The 16,492-nt window shown below is 68.0% G+C and carries 17 protein-coding genes; 3 read left to right on the plus strand and 14 right to left on the minus strand.

Features of this window, described 5'->3' with window-relative positions; all coding sequences use genetic code 11:
* Positions 1 to 128: 128 nt before the first annotated feature.
* Entirely contained in the window at positions 129 to 776 is a 648-nt protein-coding gene (locus LDO22_RS13370; protein ID WP_224027240.1) for a GntR family transcriptional regulator, read from the minus strand.
* A 202-nt stretch (positions 777 to 978) separates the two neighbouring features.
* On the opposite strand from LDO22_RS13370, the gene LDO22_RS13375 reads away from it, so the two are divergent.
* The gene (locus LDO22_RS13375) at positions 979 to 2,004 is read left to right on the plus strand and encodes an amidohydrolase family protein (protein WP_224023793.1); all 1,026 of its coding nucleotides are present in this window, start codon (positions 979 to 981) and stop codon (positions 2,002 to 2,004) included.
* A 22-nt stretch (positions 2,005 to 2,026) separates the two neighbouring features.
* Positions 2,027 to 2,710 carry a 4-carboxy-4-hydroxy-2-oxoadipate aldolase/oxaloacetate decarboxylase gene (gene ligK / locus LDO22_RS13380; RefSeq protein WP_159634988.1) on the plus strand — a complete coding sequence of 228 codons (684 nt, stop codon included), beginning with the start codon at positions 2,027 to 2,029 and terminating at the stop codon, positions 2,708 to 2,710.
* Here ligK and LDO22_RS13385 read toward each other — a convergent pair.
* Both LDO22_RS13385 and LDO22_RS13390 read right to left on the minus strand, forming a co-directional pair.
* A complete protein-coding gene (locus LDO22_RS13385; RefSeq protein ID WP_159629588.1) occupies positions 2,707 to 3,486 on the minus strand; it encodes an IclR family transcriptional regulator C-terminal domain-containing protein in 780 nt (259 codons plus the stop codon). The genes ligK and LDO22_RS13385 overlap by 4 nt on opposite strands.
* Positions 3,487 to 3,581: 95 nt before the next feature.
* On the minus strand, positions 3,582 to 4,421 hold the full coding sequence (locus LDO22_RS13390; protein WP_224023795.1) for a shikimate dehydrogenase: 840 nt from the start codon (positions 4,419 to 4,421) through the stop codon (positions 3,582 to 3,584).
* A gap of 135 nt (positions 4,422 to 4,556) precedes the next feature.
* On the opposite strand from LDO22_RS13390, the gene LDO22_RS13395 reads away from it, so the two are divergent.
* Positions 4,557 to 5,894: an MFS transporter gene (locus tag LDO22_RS13395; protein ID WP_159629585.1), complete on the plus strand. Its 1,338-nt coding sequence runs from the start codon at positions 4,557 to 4,559 to the stop codon at positions 5,892 to 5,894.
* A gap of 87 nt (positions 5,895 to 5,981) precedes the next feature.
* On the opposite strand, the gene LDO22_RS13400 is transcribed toward LDO22_RS13395, so the two are convergent.
* The 11 genes from LDO22_RS13400 to LDO22_RS13450 are packed head-to-tail and all read right to left on the minus strand — an operon-like array spanning position 5,982 to position 16,387.
* Positions 5,982 to 6,794, minus strand: a complete 813-nt coding sequence (locus tag LDO22_RS13400) for an IclR family transcriptional regulator C-terminal domain-containing protein (RefSeq protein ID WP_224023797.1) — start codon at positions 6,792 to 6,794, stop codon at positions 5,982 to 5,984.
* A 35-nt stretch (positions 6,795 to 6,829) separates the two neighbouring features.
* A complete protein-coding gene (locus LDO22_RS13405) occupies positions 6,830 to 7,516 on the minus strand; it encodes a 3-oxoacid CoA-transferase subunit B (protein ID WP_224023799.1) in 687 nt (228 codons plus the stop codon).
* 1 nt (position 7,517) lies between these two features.
* On the minus strand, positions 7,518 to 8,207 hold the full coding sequence (locus LDO22_RS13410) for a 3-oxoacid CoA-transferase subunit A (protein WP_224023801.1): 690 nt from the start codon (positions 8,205 to 8,207) through the stop codon (positions 7,518 to 7,520).
* Positions 8,207 to 9,421 carry a thiolase family protein gene (locus LDO22_RS13415; protein WP_224023802.1) on the minus strand — a complete coding sequence of 405 codons (1,215 nt, stop codon included), beginning with the start codon at positions 9,419 to 9,421 and terminating at the stop codon, positions 8,207 to 8,209. Before LDO22_RS13415 ends, LDO22_RS13410 begins: the two co-directional genes overlap by 1 nt.
* Positions 9,418 to 9,858: a 4-carboxymuconolactone decarboxylase gene (gene pcaC, locus LDO22_RS13420; RefSeq protein ID WP_159629579.1), complete on the minus strand. Its 441-nt coding sequence runs from the start codon at positions 9,856 to 9,858 to the stop codon at positions 9,418 to 9,420. The genes LDO22_RS13415 and pcaC overlap by 4 nt, the downstream gene beginning before the upstream one ends.
* Positions 9,855 to 10,673 carry an alpha/beta fold hydrolase gene (locus LDO22_RS13425; protein WP_224023804.1) on the minus strand — a complete coding sequence of 273 codons (819 nt, stop codon included), beginning with the start codon at positions 10,671 to 10,673 and terminating at the stop codon, positions 9,855 to 9,857. Before LDO22_RS13425 ends, pcaC begins: the two co-directional genes overlap by 4 nt.
* Positions 10,666 to 12,144 (minus strand): lyase family protein, encoded by a 1,479-nt coding sequence (locus LDO22_RS13430; protein ID WP_224023805.1) that lies wholly within the window; start codon positions 12,142 to 12,144, stop codon positions 10,666 to 10,668. Before LDO22_RS13430 ends, LDO22_RS13425 begins: the two co-directional genes overlap by 8 nt.
* The gene (pcaG, locus tag LDO22_RS13435; RefSeq protein WP_159629573.1) at positions 12,141 to 12,698 is read right to left on the minus strand and encodes a protocatechuate 3,4-dioxygenase subunit alpha; all 558 of its coding nucleotides are present in this window, start codon (positions 12,696 to 12,698) and stop codon (positions 12,141 to 12,143) included. The genes LDO22_RS13430 and pcaG overlap by 4 nt, the downstream gene beginning before the upstream one ends.
* Before the next feature lie 5 nt (positions 12,699 to 12,703).
* Positions 12,704 to 13,576, minus strand: coding sequence for a protocatechuate 3,4-dioxygenase subunit beta (gene pcaH / locus LDO22_RS13440; RefSeq protein WP_159629571.1), 873 nt, complete (start codon positions 13,574 to 13,576; stop codon positions 12,704 to 12,706).
* Positions 13,577 to 13,634: 58 nt separating this feature from the next.
* A complete protein-coding gene (locus LDO22_RS13445; protein WP_224023807.1) occupies positions 13,635 to 15,506 on the minus strand; it encodes a sugar phosphate isomerase/epimerase and 4-hydroxyphenylpyruvate domain-containing protein in 1,872 nt (623 codons plus the stop codon).
* Positions 15,506 to 16,387: a shikimate dehydrogenase gene (locus LDO22_RS13450; protein WP_224023809.1), complete on the minus strand. Its 882-nt coding sequence runs from the start codon at positions 16,385 to 16,387 to the stop codon at positions 15,506 to 15,508. Before LDO22_RS13450 ends, LDO22_RS13445 begins: the two co-directional genes overlap by 1 nt.
* Positions 16,388 to 16,492: the final 105 nt, after the last annotated feature.

Raw genomic sequence — 16,492 nt, forward strand, 5'->3', positions numbered from 1 at the left:
CGCAGTTGGGTTGAGTCTAGAGCGCGGCGGCCCTCGGCGGGAGTAGTCGGCGGGGAGCTTGTGGGTAACGATTCGCCTGTCAGCGCGCGTCCTCCCGGGGCTGGGCGTCCCTTGGCGCGGCGGGCGGGTTATTTGTTGCTGGCGCGGATGGCGTCCGCCACGCTTTCGAGATGGACGCGCATGGCCTCGGCGGCGGCGTCCGCGTCATGGGCGCAGACGGCATCGATGACGGCAAGGTGCTGCGGGAGCGAGACGGCCGGGCGCCCCGGCTGGCGCGCCAGCCGGAACTGGAAGCGGACCGCCTGTCCGCGCAGCCGCTGGATGGTTGCCGCGGCGGTCTTTTGCCCGCTCATGGCAATGATCTTTTCGTGCATCGCCTGGTTGCCTTCCGAGTAGGACTCGCGGTCTCCGCGGTCCACGGCGCCCTTCATCCGGGCTGCCAGCTCCTGCAGTTCGGCGATGTCGCTGTCCGTGGCCCGTTCGGCTGCCTTGCGGGCACAAAGGGCTTCCAGGGCTGCGCGCACCTCAGTGATCTCAACGGCCTCGTCCACCGAGACGGCGCGCACCCTGGCGCCCCGGTTCTGGACGCGTTCCACGAGGCCTTCAACGCTCAGCTCCGAGAGCGCCACCCTGATATTTCCCCGGCTGGCTCCATACTCGGCGGCGAGGTCGCCTTCCACCAGGCGCTGGTTGGGGACCAGTTCGCCGCTGACGATGGCGGTGCGCAGCAGCTCCGCGAGTTCGGCGGCGGTGAGGGTCCGGCCCGTTCCGTCCATGGTCTCCACAGCCCACCATCTCCCTGTTCAGCCGGTTGCCAATTTTGCTGACAATTTTCCGGATTCAGCGTACTCCAGACCCGGCCGCCCGGACCCCGTGCTGACCATTGATTGTTAGCTATATTGCTGACAACATTTGCTTGTGCGGTTATCGAGTTAGCACGGCGTCGTTCTGCAGGCGCCCCTGCCAGGAGCATGCGCGATGATTATTGACATCCACGGCCACTACACCACGGCCCCAGCCGCCCTTGGGGAGTGGCGCGAGCGCCAGGTGGCAGCGCTGCAGGATGCCTCGCCGCCCCCATCCCGTGCCGATGTGAAGATCTCCGACGACGACCTGCGGGCGAGCATCGAGGCGAACCAGCTCCGGCTCATGGACGAGCGCGGCATCGACCTCACCGTCTTCTCGCCCCGGGCATCCTTCATGGCCCACCACATCGGGTCGTTTGAAACTTCCGCCGAGTGGGCTGCCATCTGCAACGAACTCTGCTACCGGGTCAGCATGCTCTATCCGGAGCGGTTCGTCCCGGCCGCGATGCTTCCGCAGTCCCCCGGCGTGGACCCGGCGACCTGCCTCCCTGAACTGACCCGCTGCGTGGAGGATTACGGGGCCGTGGCCCTTAACCTGAACCCGGACCCGTCCGGCGGCCACTGGACTGCCCCGCCCCTGACGGACCGGTACTGGTACCCGGTCTACGAGAAGATGGTGGAGTACGGCATCCCCGCCATGGTCCACGTCAGCACCAGCGTCAATCCAGCCTTCCACACCACCGGCGCGCACTACCTCAACGCGGACACCACAGCGTTCATGCAGCTCATCCAGGGCGACCTGTTCGCGGACTTCCCCACCCTGAAACTCGTCATCCCCCACGGCGGCGGCGCAGTGCCGTACCACTGGGGACGTTTCCGCGGCCTTGCCATGGCACTGGGAAAGCCCGCACTGGAAGAACACCTCCTGCAGAACGTCTTTTTCGACACCTGCGTCTACCACCAGCCCGGAATCGACCTGCTGCTGGAAGTCATCCCGACGCAGAACATCCTCTTCGCCTCCGAGATGATCGGCGCGGTCCGGGACATCGACCCGTGGACCGGCCACCACTTCGACGACACGGCACGCTACATCGACGACGCCGGCCTTGACGAGGCCGAACTGGGCGCCATCCAGGAACACAACGCACGCAACGTTTATCCACGCCTTGACGCCCTGCTCACGCAGCAGGGCCGGTGACATGCCTTCGGAGGGAACAATGATGCAGGAACTCGGCGTGGTCCACACCAATATCACCCGCGCCGGGGAAGACGCCGTCAAGGCCCTCTCCGCGTTCGGCGTCAGCACTGTGCATGAGGCCATGGGCCGCCTGGGGCTCATGCGGCCCTACATCCGCCCCGTCTACCCCGGCGCCACCCTGTGCGGCACCGCTGTCACCGTCCTGCTCCAGCCCGGCGACAACTGGATGCTGCACGTTGCAGCCGAACAGCTCCGGCCCGGAGACGTGGTGGTGGCAGGGTGCACCACGGAATGCGAGGACGGCTTCTTCGGCGAATTGCTGGCAACGTCGCTCCGGGCACAGGGCGCAGCCGGCCTGGTCATCGACGGCGGCTGCCGCGATGTCGCAGCACTCCAGGCCATGGACTTCCCCGTTTTCAGCCGCGCCATCAATTCCAAAGGCACTGTCAAGGCAACGCTCGGTTCCGTGAACGTCCCGGTGGTCTGCGCCAACGCACTGGTCACCCCCGGGGACGTGGTGATTGCCGACGTCGACGGCGTGGTGGTGGTGCCCGCCGCCCGCGCCGCCGAAGTAGCGGCAGCCGCCAGGAAACGCGAAGAGAACGAAGAAGCCAAGCGCGGGCGCTTCGCAGCAGGAGAGCTCGGCCTGGACATCTACAACATGCGCGGACCGCTTGAAGCGGCGGGGCTGCGGTACGTGGATTAAACGGCGCGGACGGCAGGACCGCCGTAATCGAGTGCAATGCGCCGCGCGGCCTCCGTCAGCTGCGGGAGGACCGTTGCCTCGATATCCCGGGCCGCTGCCCGGTGTGTCTGCAGGGACACATTGGCCGCGGCAACAACCTCGTTTCCGCGGCGGACCGGGACGGCCACACCGCGCAGGCCCTCTTCGAGTTCCTGGGAGACCATGGACCAGCCCCTGGTCCGCGCCGCTTCCACCTCTGCCCTGAGGTCCTCCACACTGCCGATTGAGCGGTCGGTAAAGCGGCGCAGCTGGACCGACCGGAGGTACTCCTCCAGCTGTGGGCCAGGCAGCCCGGCAAGCAGGACGCGGCCCATGGAGGTTGCCCACGCCGGGAAGCGGGTCCCGACGGTGATGGAAACGCTGAGCAGCCCCGGAGACGGCACGCAGGCCACGTAGACCACGTCGCCGCCGTCGAGGATGCACAGGGCTGTTGTTTCATTGAGCTCCGCCGCCAGGTCCCTGAGATGGGGCTCGGCCACCCTGGGCAAGGTCAGGCCCGCGAGGTAGGAACGGCCGACGTCCAGGGACCGGGCCGTGAGTTCGAAGGCCGGCCCCTCGGCGCGGATGTACCCGAGGTCCGCCAGGGTCAGCAGGAAGCGGCGGGCGGAGGCACGGGTCATGTCCGTCCGGGCAGCCACCTGCGACACGGTCAGCCGGGGCTGGTCCGGAGTGAAAGCGAGCAGGACGTCGAATGCCTTCTCAACCGACTTCACGAAGTAGGCTGCCTGCTCCTCCATTGACGTTGCTGTTCCTCTCTGAACGGTTGGCGTGCCTGCGCCGGCCTGCCGGCCTGCGGTGCCTGTTTGATCTTATCGTTCGGCGCGTCCGCCTTTCAGTGCTTTTCCCGGAGCTCTCCCAGGGTCTGCTCCAGCAGCTGGCAGGCCCGCCCGTCCAGGCCGAGGAGGGGCACCATGGCCACGGCTTGCTCACGGAGGTGGTCCCACCCATCGATGCACCGGACCCCCAGCTCCATGGCCCGCTCCACGCTGGCAGTGGCATGGCCGGCGTAGACGTAGTCGTAGAGCACAGCATCGGGGGCCAGCCGGGCGCCGCCCCAGACCGGACCGTCGGTGGCCTTTTTCCCGACAGGAGTCGCATTGACAATCAGGGACGCCCCGGGCGCCAGATCCTGCGCCTCCTGCCAGGTGACGGCCCGGGCCTCGATGCCGAAGCCGTTGGCGAGGTCCAGCAGCTCCTCCGACGCGTGGGGATCGCGGTCCGCAATGGACACTCTTCCCACCTTGTCCTTCAGCGCGATCAAGGCCGCCCGGGCTGCTCCCCCGGCACCCAGCAACAGCGCGTGGCGCTGGTACCAGCCCTCCAGCAGGACGCCCACGGCGGTAACATCCGTGTTGTGCCCCGCCAGCCGGCGGTCCTGCCGTACCAGCAGGTTGCAGGCACCACTGAGTTGGACGGGCCTGGTGGCTTCATCAGCGGTTTCCGCCGCCCAGTGCTTGTGCGGCATGGTCACGTTGGCCGCCACGATGTCCGGTTCCAGGAGCCTGCGCCGGACGGCGCCAAGATCGGCGTCCGGCGCCACGTCCCAGGCCTCATAGGTCCACCCGCTGCCGAGTTCCTGCAGGACCGGATTCCACAGGCCGGGGGACATGGCCTGTGATGCGGCGGAACCGATCAGGACCAGCCGGGATGCGTGCCCGCGTCGTTCGGCCATGATGCACCTTTCCTTTTGCCGTTGTGATTGGCGTCACGGCCTAGTATCCTCTTTCTAGGCGCATTCCGCACACCTGTTCGCATTGCGTACAAATAATGACAGATCCCCACCTTCAGCGTGGAAGGGAACCCCACCATGACCCACATCGCAGCAGGAGCCCAGGCGCAGTCAACGCCTGAAGCACAACGCCAGCTCAAGCGCGCCCGGAAAGCCGCGCTGGCTGCCTTCCTTGGCGGCGCCCTGGAGTACTACGACTTCTTCATCTATGCCACCGCCGCGTCGCTTGTGTTCTCGAAGATCTTCTTCCCGGCCGGCGATCCCACGGTGGCCCTTATCGCCTCCTTTGCGACGTTCGGCGTCGCCTACGTCGCACGGCCCTTCGGAGCTGTGGTGTTCGGTCATCTCGGTGACAAGATCGGCCGCAAGAACACCCTGGTGCTCACCCTGGTGCTCATGGGCAGTGCCACTTTCCTGATCGGCGCCCTGCCCGATTTCAACGCAGCCGGCTACTGGGCCCCGGCACTGCTGGTGGTGCTGCGCCTGATGCAGGGCCTGTCGGCCGGAGCGGAAACCGCAGGTGCTTCCGCGCTGTCCACGGAGGAAGCACCCGAAGGCCGCCGCGGCTTCTTCGCCAGCTTCGCCATGAGCGGCATCTCCGCCGGCATCGTCCTCGCGTCCCTGGCCTTCCTGCCCGTGGCCGCCATGAGCGAGGCGGACCGCCTCGCCTGGGGCTGGCGGATCCCGTTCTGGCTCTCCCTGGTGGTCCTGATCGTCGCCTACCTGGTCCGCCGCTCGCTGGAGGAGCCGGAGGTCTTTGAGGAAAAGCATGACCACGGGGAACTGGTGAAGCTCCCCTTCGCCAAGATGTTCCAGACGCACCCGGCCCAGTTCTTCCAGGTGGCGCTGATGTCCTTCGAGACCGTCACCAACACGTTCATGCAGTCCTTCGGCCTGGCCTATGCGGTGTCGGTGGGCGTCCCCGCCTCCACCATGCTCTGGGTCAGCATCCTGGGCAACGTGCTGGCGATCGCCAGCCAGCCCCTGATGGCACGCTGGTCCGACAGCTTTGGCCGGCGCCCCATCTTCATCAGCGGCGTGCTCGGTTCCGGCGCCATGATCTTTGTCTACTTCTGGGTGATCTCCACCGGAAACATCCCCATGATCTTCCTGACCAGTACGCTGATCACCGCCGGCACCTACTCCATGTCCAACGCAATCTACCCGGCCTGGTTCTCCGAGCTCTTCAACGTCAAGGTCCGGTACTCCGGCATGGCAATCGGACTCCAGGTCGGCATCCTGTGCGCCGGCTTCACCCCGCTGCTCGGCACCGCCCTGGTGGGTGCCGACAAGGCGAACTGGGGACCGGCAGCCTGGATCGTGGCAGGTTCCTCGATCCTCGCGGTGGCGGGCGCCTGGTGGGCGCGCGAAACTGCAAAGACCCCGCTCCGCGAGCTGGGCAACCACGTAAAGTAACGGCCTTCGCAGCCACACCGCAAAACTGAAGAGGACGACGGCGGGAAGCACCCGCCGTCGTCCTCTTCAGTTAAGCTCCGGATAAAGTCAGCCGCGGGCAGTGAGGTCCGCGGAGATGAGCTTGGCCGTGGCCACGATCTCCTGCGCCACCGAAGCCAGGTACGCCTGCGGATCCGGCTTGGCCTCCACGGACTGGGCCTGCAGCGAAACGTTCACCGCCGCCACCACCTTGGCCCCGTCATAGACCGGGGCGGCCACGGACATGAGGCCAAGCTCCAGCTCCTGGTCCAGGAGGCACCAGCCCTGCGCCCGGACGGTGTCCAGCACCTTCAGCAGTTCCGGGACGGTGCCGAGGGCGCGGGGCGTCAGCGGCTTGATTTCGGCCGCCGCCAGGTACGCCTTAAGGTCGGCCGGCGGCAGGTAGGCAAGCAGCACCCGGCCCATCGACGTCGCATACGCCGGGAACCGGGTACCCACCGTTATGCCGACGGTCATGATCCGGCGGCTGGTCACCCGCGCGATGTAGGCGATATCCGTGCCGTCCAGCACGGCCGCGGACGTGGATTCGCCCAGTTTGAGGGACAGCTCCTCCAGGTGCGGCTGCGCCAGTTGCGGCAGCGAAAGCCCCGAAAGGTAGGCGTAGCCCAGCTGGAGGACCTTGGCCGTGAGCGCGAACGTCTTGCCGTCGGTGCGTACGTAGCCGAGCTCCACCAGGGTGTGCAGGAAACGGCGGGCCGTGGCCCGGGTCAGGTTGGTACGCGAGGCCACCTCGGTGAGCGTCATGACCGGGCGCTCGGCGTCGAAGGCGCGGATCACGGCCAGGCCCCGGGCCAGCGACTGGACGTACTGGTCGCTGGCCTGCGGGGCGGCCTGGGTATCTGTGCCTGCGGCGTCAATCATGGTTACCAATCCTAGGTGCGGTGACGGGCGCAGGCTCATCCGGCGGCGGGCGTGGCCTTCAGCGGGACGGGCACCAGGTCCTGGAGTTCTTCGAGGGTGCAGCCGAAGGTTTCACGGACGGTGACGCCGTCCGGGCCGGTGAGGAAGACGGCCTTGTCCGTGTAGACGCGGGTGACGCAGCCGACGCCGGTGATCGGGTAGGTGCAGGCGTCCACGATCTTGGACGCGCCTTCACGGGTCAGGAGCGTCATCATCACGAAGACGTCCTTGGCGCCGGTGGCCAGGTCCATGGCACCCCCGACGGCGGGAATCGCCCCGGGCGCGCCGGTGTGCCAGTTGGCGAGGTCCCCGGTGGCGGAGACCTGGAAGGCGCCCAGGACGCAGATGTCCAGGTGCCCGCCGCGCATGATCGCGAACGAGTCGGCGTGGTGGAAGTAGGACGCGCCCGGGAGTTCGGTGACGGGGATCTTGCCGGCGTTGATCAGGTCCTCGTCGATCTCGTCGCCCTTGGCTTCCGGGCCCATGCCCAGCATCCCGTTCTCCGTGTGGAGGGTGATGTTCTGGTCCTCGGTGAGGTAGTTGGACACCAGGGTGGGCTGGCCGATGCCGAGGTTCACGAAGGACCCGGGGGCGATGTCCTTTGCCACCAGCCGGGCCAGGTCATCCCGGCCCAGGGGCGTCGCCGAGGTCTGGAGGGACTTTTCGTTGGACTGCACGCTCATGTCAGGCCGCCTTTCCTGCTGTGCTGCCGCTCCCGGCAACCTTGACGATGCTGTTGACGTAGATGCCCGGGGTGACCACGTTCTCCGGGTCCAGCGCCCCGGTGGGCACGATCTCGGAGACCTGGACGATGGTGTGCTTCGCGGCCGCTGCCATGATGGGGCCAAAGTTCCGGGCGGTCTTGCGGTACACCAGGTTGCCCTTGCCGTCAGCCTTCAGGGCCTTGATGAGGGCGACGTCGGCGTGGATGGGGGTCTCGAACACGTGGCCGCGGCCGTCGATGATCCGGGTTTCCTTGCCCTCGGCGAGCATGGTGCCGTAGCCGGTGGGGGTGAAAAACCCGCCGATGCCAGCCCCTGCGGCGCGGATGCGTTCGGCAAGGTTACCCTGCGGGACGAGTTCGAGCTCGATTTCGCCGGCCTTGTACTTGGCGTCGAAGTGCCAGGAATCGGACTGCCGCGGGAAGGAGCAGATCATCTTCTTCACCCGGCCCTCCTTGATCAGCAGGGCCAGGCCCTGGTCTCCCTGGCCGGCGTTGTTGTTCACCACGGTCAGGTCCGTGGCGCCGCAGTCCAGCAGCGCGTCGATCAGTTCGAACGGCTGGCCGGCGTTGCCGAACCCGCCGATCATCACGGTGGAGCCGTCCTTGATGCCGGCGACGGCGTCCTGGACCGAATCTACGAAGTTCAGCATTACTGGTCCTTTCCAGTGTTGGCTCCGGCGGCGGTCATGTTTTCGAGCACGACGGCCAGGCCCTGACCCACGCCGATGCAGATGGCAGCGACACCCCAGCGTTCGCCGGAGGTCTGCAGGGACCGGGCCAGGGTGCCCAGGATCCGGGTCCCGGAAGCACCCAGCGGGTGCCCCATGGCAATCGCCCCGCCGTGCCGGTTCACGATCGAGTGGTCGACGCCCCAGGCGTTGATGCAGGCCAGGGACTGCGCGGCGAACGCTTCGTTAAGTTCGACAGCGCCCACCTGCTCCCAGCCGATGCCCGCCTTTTCGAGGGCCTTGTTCGCCGCCTCGACCGGGGCGTAGCCAAAGTACTGCGGATCGTTGGCGTGCGCGCCACGCCCGGCGATACGCGCCAGCGGGTCCAGGCCCAGCAGCCCCGCGGCCGCCTCGGACCCGATCCAGGCCGCGGAGGCGCCGTCGGACAACGGGGACGCGTTCCCCGCGGTGACCGTGCCGTTCTCTGCCCGGAACACGGTCTTGAGCCCGGCGAGCTTCTCCGCCGAAGAACCCGCCCGGATGCCCTCGTCGCGCACCAGGTCCGTGCCCGGCACCGGGGCGACCAGGTTGTCGTAGAAGCCCTCGTCCCAGGCGGCCGCGGACAGGTTGTGCGAGGCAGCGGCGAACTCATCCTGCGCCTCCCGGGTCACGCCGTACTTCTCGCGGAGCCTCTCGGTGGCCTCGCCCAGGGAGATGGTCCACTCCTTCGGCATCGCCTTGTTCACCAGGCGCCAGCCCAGCGTCGTGGACGCCAGGGTCATGTCCCCGGCCGGATACGGCTTCTCCGTCTTCGGCAGCACCCAGGGCGCGCGGGACATCGACTCGGCGCCACCGACCAACATCAGGTCGGCATCACCGGCATTGATCTGGCGGGAGGCAATAATGGCGGCATCCAGGGAGGACCCGCAGAGCCGGTTCACCGTGGTGCCCGGGATGGAAACCGGGAGCCCGGCCAGCAGCGTGCCCATCCGGGCGATGTTGCGGTTCTCCTCACCGGCACCGTTGGCGTTGCCGAACACCACCTCATCGATCCGCTCGACGTCGAGGGACGGCGCCCGCTTGACGGATTCCTTGATCACGTGCGCGGCAAGGTCGTCCGGACGGACGGCGGCGAGGCCGGAGCCGAACTTTCCAAAGGGGGTGCGCACAGCGTCGTACACAAAAGCCTGGTTCATCGGGTGGTGTCCATTTCTCGAAAGACCTGTTGGGCGGTCTTGAAGGCGGTGTTGGCGGAGGGGACTCCGCAGTAGATGGCGGTCTGCAGCAGGATTTCCTTGATCTCATCCCTGCTGAGGCCGTTCCGGAGGGCGGCGCGGATGTGCATGGCCAGCTCCTCCCAGTGGCCGTGCGCCACCATGGCGGTGATGGTGACCGCGGAGCGCATCTGGCGGGTCAGGCCGGGCCGGGTCCAGATTCCGCCCCAGGCAATGCGGGTGATCATGTCCTGGAAGTCGTCGGTGAATTCGTCCTTGTTGGCGTTGGCCCGGTCCACGTGCGCGTCGCCCAGCACCTCGCGCCTGACCACCATGCCGCCGTCGTAGATTTCCTGGCTGGTGGCGCCGGGCTGGACCACGCCGTGGCGCTGCGCCCCGTCGTGTTCAGCGCCGCTCACTGGGCGGCCTGCCGTGATTCGGCCCAGCTGGCCAGGCTGCGCATCAGGTCCGCAACGTGTGCCGGAGCTTCGGCGGGTGCCAGGTGGGAGATGCCCTCCACGGTCACCGCCGTCGCGGTTCCGCCCCCGGCGGTGATTCCCGCTGCCACTTCCTCGGCCATGGCGGGCGTGGCGACGCCGTCCAGGGACCCGGCGATGACCTGGGTGGGGACGGTGATGCTGCCCAGCTCCTGCCGGACGTCGAAGGCGGCCAGCGCCTCGCAGCAGAAGGCATAGCTGAACCGGTCGGCGTCGCGCAGGGCGTGCAGCAGGCGGCTGCTGAAATCGGGTTCCCGGTCCATGAAGCCCGGCGCGAACCAGCGCTCCGCGGACCCCTGGATCATGACCGGCGTGCCCTGGGTGCGGACGGTCTCGGCGCGCTCCAGCCACCCTTCGGGGGTGCCGATCTTGGCGCCGCTGTTCTGCACGGAAAGGCTCTTCAGCCGTTCCCCGTGCTTGATGCCCAGCTGAAGGCCGACGGCGCCGCCCAGGGAGACTCCTGCGCAGTGGAAGTTTTCACCGGGGGCGATGGAGTCCACCAGGTCCACGACGCCGTCAGCGAGCGCGGCGACATCGAAAGCTTCGGTGGCGGCGGGTGAGACGCCGTGGCCGGGAAGGTCCCAGGCCACCACGTCGTAGTCGTTGCCGAGCAGGGACGCCACCCTGTTCCACAGGATCGACGAGGTGCCCAGGGAGGGTCCCACCACCATCAGGGGGTGGTCGCCCAGGGGACGTTGCGGGGACAGCAGCGCTGCTTTCAAGGCCGGCTTAGCCACGGGAGGCTCCATTCGCGTCGGTGGTAGGGGAAGTGAATTCGGGAAAGGCGGCCAGGACGCGGCGGGCGATCTCCGCCGCTTGGCCCAGGTAGCTGGAGGGGTCCAGGAGCTCCTCCAGCCGGGCGTCAGGGACGACGGCGGCGGGGACGGCACCGCGGAACAGCTTGCGGTAGGTGGCGGCTTGCTCCGGAGGGGGCGCCTGCAGCGTCTGGTCCACCACGTCCTGCAGCTGCTGCTTGCCGCTGAGTCCGTCCCTTTCCTCAAGCAGGGGGGCCACCGCGGCGCTGACGCCCTCAGCCAGCAGCAGCGGGCCGGACAGGTCAAGGTTGCGGCGCATGGCGTCCGGGAACACCCGGAGCCCTTCGGCGAGTTCCCGCAGATGGCCTGCGGCGCCGAGGGCCAGGGCCAGCAGCTGGCGGAGGGCAGCCCATTCGGTGTGCCAGGCGCCGTCCGGGCGTTCGTCGTTGAAGTTGGCGGCAGCCACATGCAGCTGGGCGGCCAGCTGTGGTGCCTGCAGCGCGGCGCTGCGGACCAGGACGGACAGCACCGGGTTCTGTTTCTGCGGCATGGCAGATGAGACTCCCCGCCCGGCGGCCCGCGGTTCGGCGACTTCAGCCACCTCAGGCCGGCTCAGGAACAGGACGTCGGCGGCGATCTTGCCGAAGGCGTCCAGCACGGATGCCAGCGCATGGCCCAGGGATGTGATGGCCAGGCGGTTGGTATGCCAAGGAGCCGCGGCCGGGGCCAGGCCCAGTTGGGCCGCCAGGGCGTCGGCCAAGGTGAACGGCGTGGCCTGGGAGCCATCCGTCAGCACGGTTCCGGCGGCGAGGGTCCCCGCCGCCCCGCCGAACTGGACCGGGAACTCCAGGTTTTCCAGTTGCCGCCCCGCGGCGGCCACGCCCTGGAACCACTGCGCGGCCCGCAGCCCGAAGGTGTAAGGCAGCGAATGCTGTGTCAGGCTCCTGCCCACGCACAGCGTGCCCGCATGCTGCCCGGCAAGGTCCGCGAGCGCCGTCGTGGTGCCTTTCAGGTCCGCCAGCACCGCGTGGACGGTGTTGCGGGCCAGCAGCATCAGGGCAGTGTCCAGCACGTCCTGGCTGGTCAGGGAGGTGTGCACGGCCTTCGCGGCACCAACCCCGGCGGCATCGAGGGCCGCCACGTTCTTCCGGAGGTCCGCCAGCAGCGGGATCACCGGGTTGCCGCCGCCCTGGGCGCGCAGCGCAATACCGGCCAGGTCGTAGCGCCCCGCCTCGGCGGCGGAGGCGACGACGGCGGCCGAACCGGCGGGTGCCAGCCCGGCCCGTTGCAGCACGGCGGCCCAGCCGGCTTCGACGGCGAGGATGGCCGCCAGCACTGCCCGGTCCCCCGTCAGCGCCGCCACCAACGGCGACGCTGAGACGGGGGTGAGCAGGCCGGCGTCGGCCTCTTCCGCGAAGGCGCGCAGGTCTCCCAAAGCGGCGGCGTGGGTCACTGGAAGTCCAGGAAGACCGTCTCGCCCTCACCCTGGAGGCGGATGTCCCAGGTGAGGCCGCCGTCGGGGTCGCGGCGGGCGATGAGCGTCTCGCGGCGCTCCGGCTCCAGCGAGCTCAGCAGCGGGTCATTGGCCAGTGCCTCGGTGTCCTCCGGCAGGTAGATGCGGGTGAACAGCCGGTTGGTCAGGCCGCGGGCGAAGAGTGCCACGGAAATGAACGGGGCCGCACCCGGCTTGGTGGGGCCGGGGTTGACGGTGGTGAAGGTGAAGACGCCGGAGTTGCCCACGGCGCCGCGGCCCCAGCCGGTGAAGGTGTAGCCGTCCCGGACCAGGGAACCGGTGCGCTGGACAACCTTGCCGTCCGCGTCGGGCTGCCAGATTTCCAGGATGGCGTCCGGAATGGTGTGGCCGGCGCCGTCGTAGACGGTGCCCTGCAGGCGGATGGAGCCCGGGAAGCCGGGGGGCAGGAGTTCGTTGTCCTTCTCGAACGGGAGCGCGTAGCCGTAGAACGGGCCCACGGTCTGGCCGGGGGTGGGTACCAGTTTGGTGCTCATCTTTCCTACTCCTCGTCGCCTGCGGCGCCAAGCGCCTCGTTTTCGGTCCAGGTCCGCTTGGGACCGGTCAGGACGATGTCCCAGTTGTAGCCCAGGGCCCATTCGGGTTCGGTGATGCTGTGGTCATACGTGGCCACCAGCCGGTCGCGGGCGTCCTGGTCCACGATGGTCTGGTAGATCGGGTCCAGCGGGAACAGCTGGTCGCCAGGGAAGTACATCTGGGTGATGATCCGCTGGGTGAATTCGGTGCCGAACAGCGAGAAGTGGATGTGCGCCGGCCGCCACGCGTTCAGGTGGTTCTTCCACGGGTAGGCGCCGGGCTTGATGGTGATGAACCGGTACGAGCCGTCCGGGCCGGTGATGCAGCGGCCGATGCCGGTGAAGTTGGGGTCGATGGGCGCGGGGTGCTGGTCACGCTTGTGGATGTAGCGGCCGGAGGAGTTGGCCTGCCAGATTTCCACCAGCTGTCCCGCCACCGGGCGGCCGTCGCCGTCCAGGACCTTGCCGGAGACGATGATCCGTTCGCCCAGCGGTTCGCCGTTGTGCTGGATGGTGAGGTCCGATTCCAGGGCGTGCACGTCCTGGTGCCCGAACGCCGGCGAGTACAGCTCGATGGTTTCCGGGTCCGCGTGCTGCAGGCTCTTGGTGGGGTGGCGCAGGATGCTGCTGCGGTACGGCGGGTAGTCCAGGCGCGGCTGGATCTCCGGCTGGCCGCCGTCCTTGAGGGCGCGCCGGTAAGCCTCGCCGATGGCGCTGATCTCTGCGCTGAGGTCCGCCTGCGACTCGATGGCCTTGTCCAGGGGCTGGTGGGCAGCCTTGGGTTCGGCCGGGGGCACGAGCTCCTCCGACTCCAGCTCGGCGTTGATGTCTTCCTTCACGGCTGGCTCCTTTCTGATCTGTTGGGTTTGTTGCGTCTGGGTACTGGGTGGTGCGGGTTTAAGTGGTGCGGTGCAGCGAGTCGTACTGGACCGCATGCCGCACCGGGGCGTTCGGGGCGCCGTAGCCGTCGTAGCCGCCGCGGCGTTCGACCATTTCGAAGAACACGCTGCCCACGGTGGCGGTGTAGAAGTGCAGGAACTCGCCCTCGGCATCCCGGTCGAACAGCAGGTTGAGTTCCTGCAGCGTGGCCAGGAATCCCGGTTCCAGGTCGAACCGCGCGTCCAGGTCCTCGTAGTAATTGGCCGGGATCTGCAGGAATTCCAGGCCGCGGTCCCGGGCGGCCCGGGCGGTAGCCACCAAGTCCTCCACGGCGAAGGCGATGTGTTCCTGATAGGTCTTGCGGGCCTGGTTCCGTGCCTGCTGGATGGGTGCCAGGTTGAGCACGAGCCGCACGGCGCCGTCGGAGGTCTGCATGACCTGGGACCGGACCAGGCCGCTGGGGCTGGGTACCTCGGCGAACGGCTGGGGCTCCAGGGCCAGGGCGCTGGTGTAGAAGAGGACAGCCTCGTCAAAGTGCTGCCACGGCTGGGCCAGGTTGACGTGGTCGATGACCGCCCTCGCTCCTGCCGAAGGGTGTTCCAGCCCTTCCCCGAATTCGTGCGTCCACGCCGCGGTTCCGTCCGGGCTGCCCTGGCAGAGGAAGATCTCGGTGGAGTCCGGGGCGGAGATGCCCTGGAACACTTCCTCGTCCGCCTGGACCTTGCGGGCCACCACGGGGGCCTTGAGCTGCTGGGCCCGCGCGGAGGCAATCACGGGGGAATCGACGTCGAACCCCAGCGCGGCAATGGCCGGCTCGGCGTGCTGCGCGGCCTGCTCGTTGATGATCACCCGGGCCTGCCCCATGGTCCACAGCTGGACGTCCTTGGTGCGGTGGCGGCCCTCGAACTGGAACCCGAGCTGGCCCAGGAGCTTCTCCAGCTGGGCGGTATCGTCCGCCTTGACCTCGGCAAAGTTGAAGCCGGCAGGTTCGTTGACCTTGGGCAGCGTGGCAAGTTCCATGGGATAACGACGGCGGAGCGCGGCTGCGTTGCCGGGCGCGGCTTCGGCGCCGGCGAGCCATTTGGCACTTTGCTCCTCCAGCCAGATCAGGGACCGCATGGCATCCACCGCGGTGCGCTCGACGTCCGACTGGCGGAAGACGTCGTTGAAGACCTCCAGCGACACGGGTCCGGTGTAGCCGGCGCGGACCACATGGCCCATGAACTTGGCCAGCTCGAACTGCCCCTCGCCCGGGAAGACGCGGTAATGACGGCTCCAGGACAGGACGTCCATGGAGAGCTTGGGGGCGTCCGCCACCTGGACGAAGAAGATCTTGTCCGGGTTGATGTCCTCGATCGGCGCCGTGTCCCAGTCGCGGGACAGGATGTGGAAGGAGTCCAGGCAGGTTCCCAGGTTGGGGTGGTCCACCATCTCCACCAGGCGGTAGGCGTGCTCGTAGTCGTTGACGTACTTGCCCCAGGCCAGGGCCTCATAGGCCACCTTGACGCCGTGGTCCCCCGCCAGGTTTGCGAGCTGTGCCAGTTGTTCGGCGCGGACGGCGTCGTCGTCAATGGTGGCGGTGGCAACGTTGGAGCACACCAGGATGGTGTCCATGCCCAGGCGGGCCATGAGCTTGAACTTGGCCTCGGCGCGGCGGAGGTTGGCCTTCAGCAGGTCCGGGGTGACGCCGTCGAAGTCGCGGAAGGGCTGGTACAGGTCCAGGCCGAGCCCCAGGTCCGCTGCCATCTTCCGCACGTCTTCGGGGCTGAGCGGTGAGGTGACCAGGTCCTGCTCGAAGATCTCGATGCCGTCAAAGCCGGCGATGGCGCAGGCCTGCATCTTTTCCTTCAGGGTGCCGGAGAGGCAGACCGTGGCGATTCCGGTGCGCATCAGGCGGTCACCTCCTCGGCGGCCACAAGCTCCAGGAAGTGCGAGCGCATGCGCTCCGGGTCGGCGTCCAGGCCGGTGAAGATCCGGAACGCGTCGGCGGCCTGGCCCACTGCCATCCTGCCGCCATCCAGGACCTCGCAGCCCTTGGCGCGGGCGCCGCGGACCAGTTCGGTGTCGATCGGGCGGTAGACGATGTCCGCCACCCAGTGCCGGGGCTCGAGCAGGTCAAGGTCCAGCGGGACGCCGGGGTGGGCTGCCATTCCAACGGGTGTGCAGTGCACCAGGCCATCGGCCAGCGGCATCAGCTGCGGCAGCTCCGCCGTGGTGCGGGCCGTGACGGTGCTGTCCGGGAAAAAGCCCTGCAGCTCGGCAGCCCGTGCGGTGGCCCTGGCGGGGTCCATGTCCACCAGGTCCAGGGATTTAACGCCTGCGCTGAGCAGGGCATAGGCGACGGCGGACCCGGCACCGCCCGCGCCGAGCTGCACCACGCGGTCCAGCCGGGCGCCGGGAAGGCCGGAGGCGAGGGCGGCGGCGAAGCCGGAGAAGTCGGTATTGTGGCCGATGAAGCGGCCGTCCCGGATGACCACGGTGTTGACGGCACCGAGGCGGCGCGCGTCCGGGCTGACCTCATCCAGGTGCTGCAGGACCAGCTGCTTGCAGGGATGGGTGATGTTCAGGCCGTTGAAGCCCAGGATGCGGGCACTGTCCAGGATGGCGCCCACCGATTCCCCGGTCAGCCCCAGTTCCAGCAGGTCGATGGGACGGTACAGGTAGCGCAGGCCCTGCACGTCACCTTCCCGTTCGTGCATGGGCGGCGTGAGCGATGGCGTAACGCCATCACCAACCAGCCCTACAAGGTAGGACTCAGTTCGATTGCTCATGCGTGCAGCTCCTTTGGTACGGCACCGGGCAGGCGCGGAACTCGGCCGCGCTGCGGGGTGATAGGGATTACGGTACAACAAATGTTCACTTATCGCACTATTGTT

This window comes from Arthrobacter sp. NicSoilC5, assembly GCF_019977395.1.
Classification (GTDB): Bacteria; Actinomycetota; Actinomycetes; order Actinomycetales; family Micrococcaceae; genus Arthrobacter.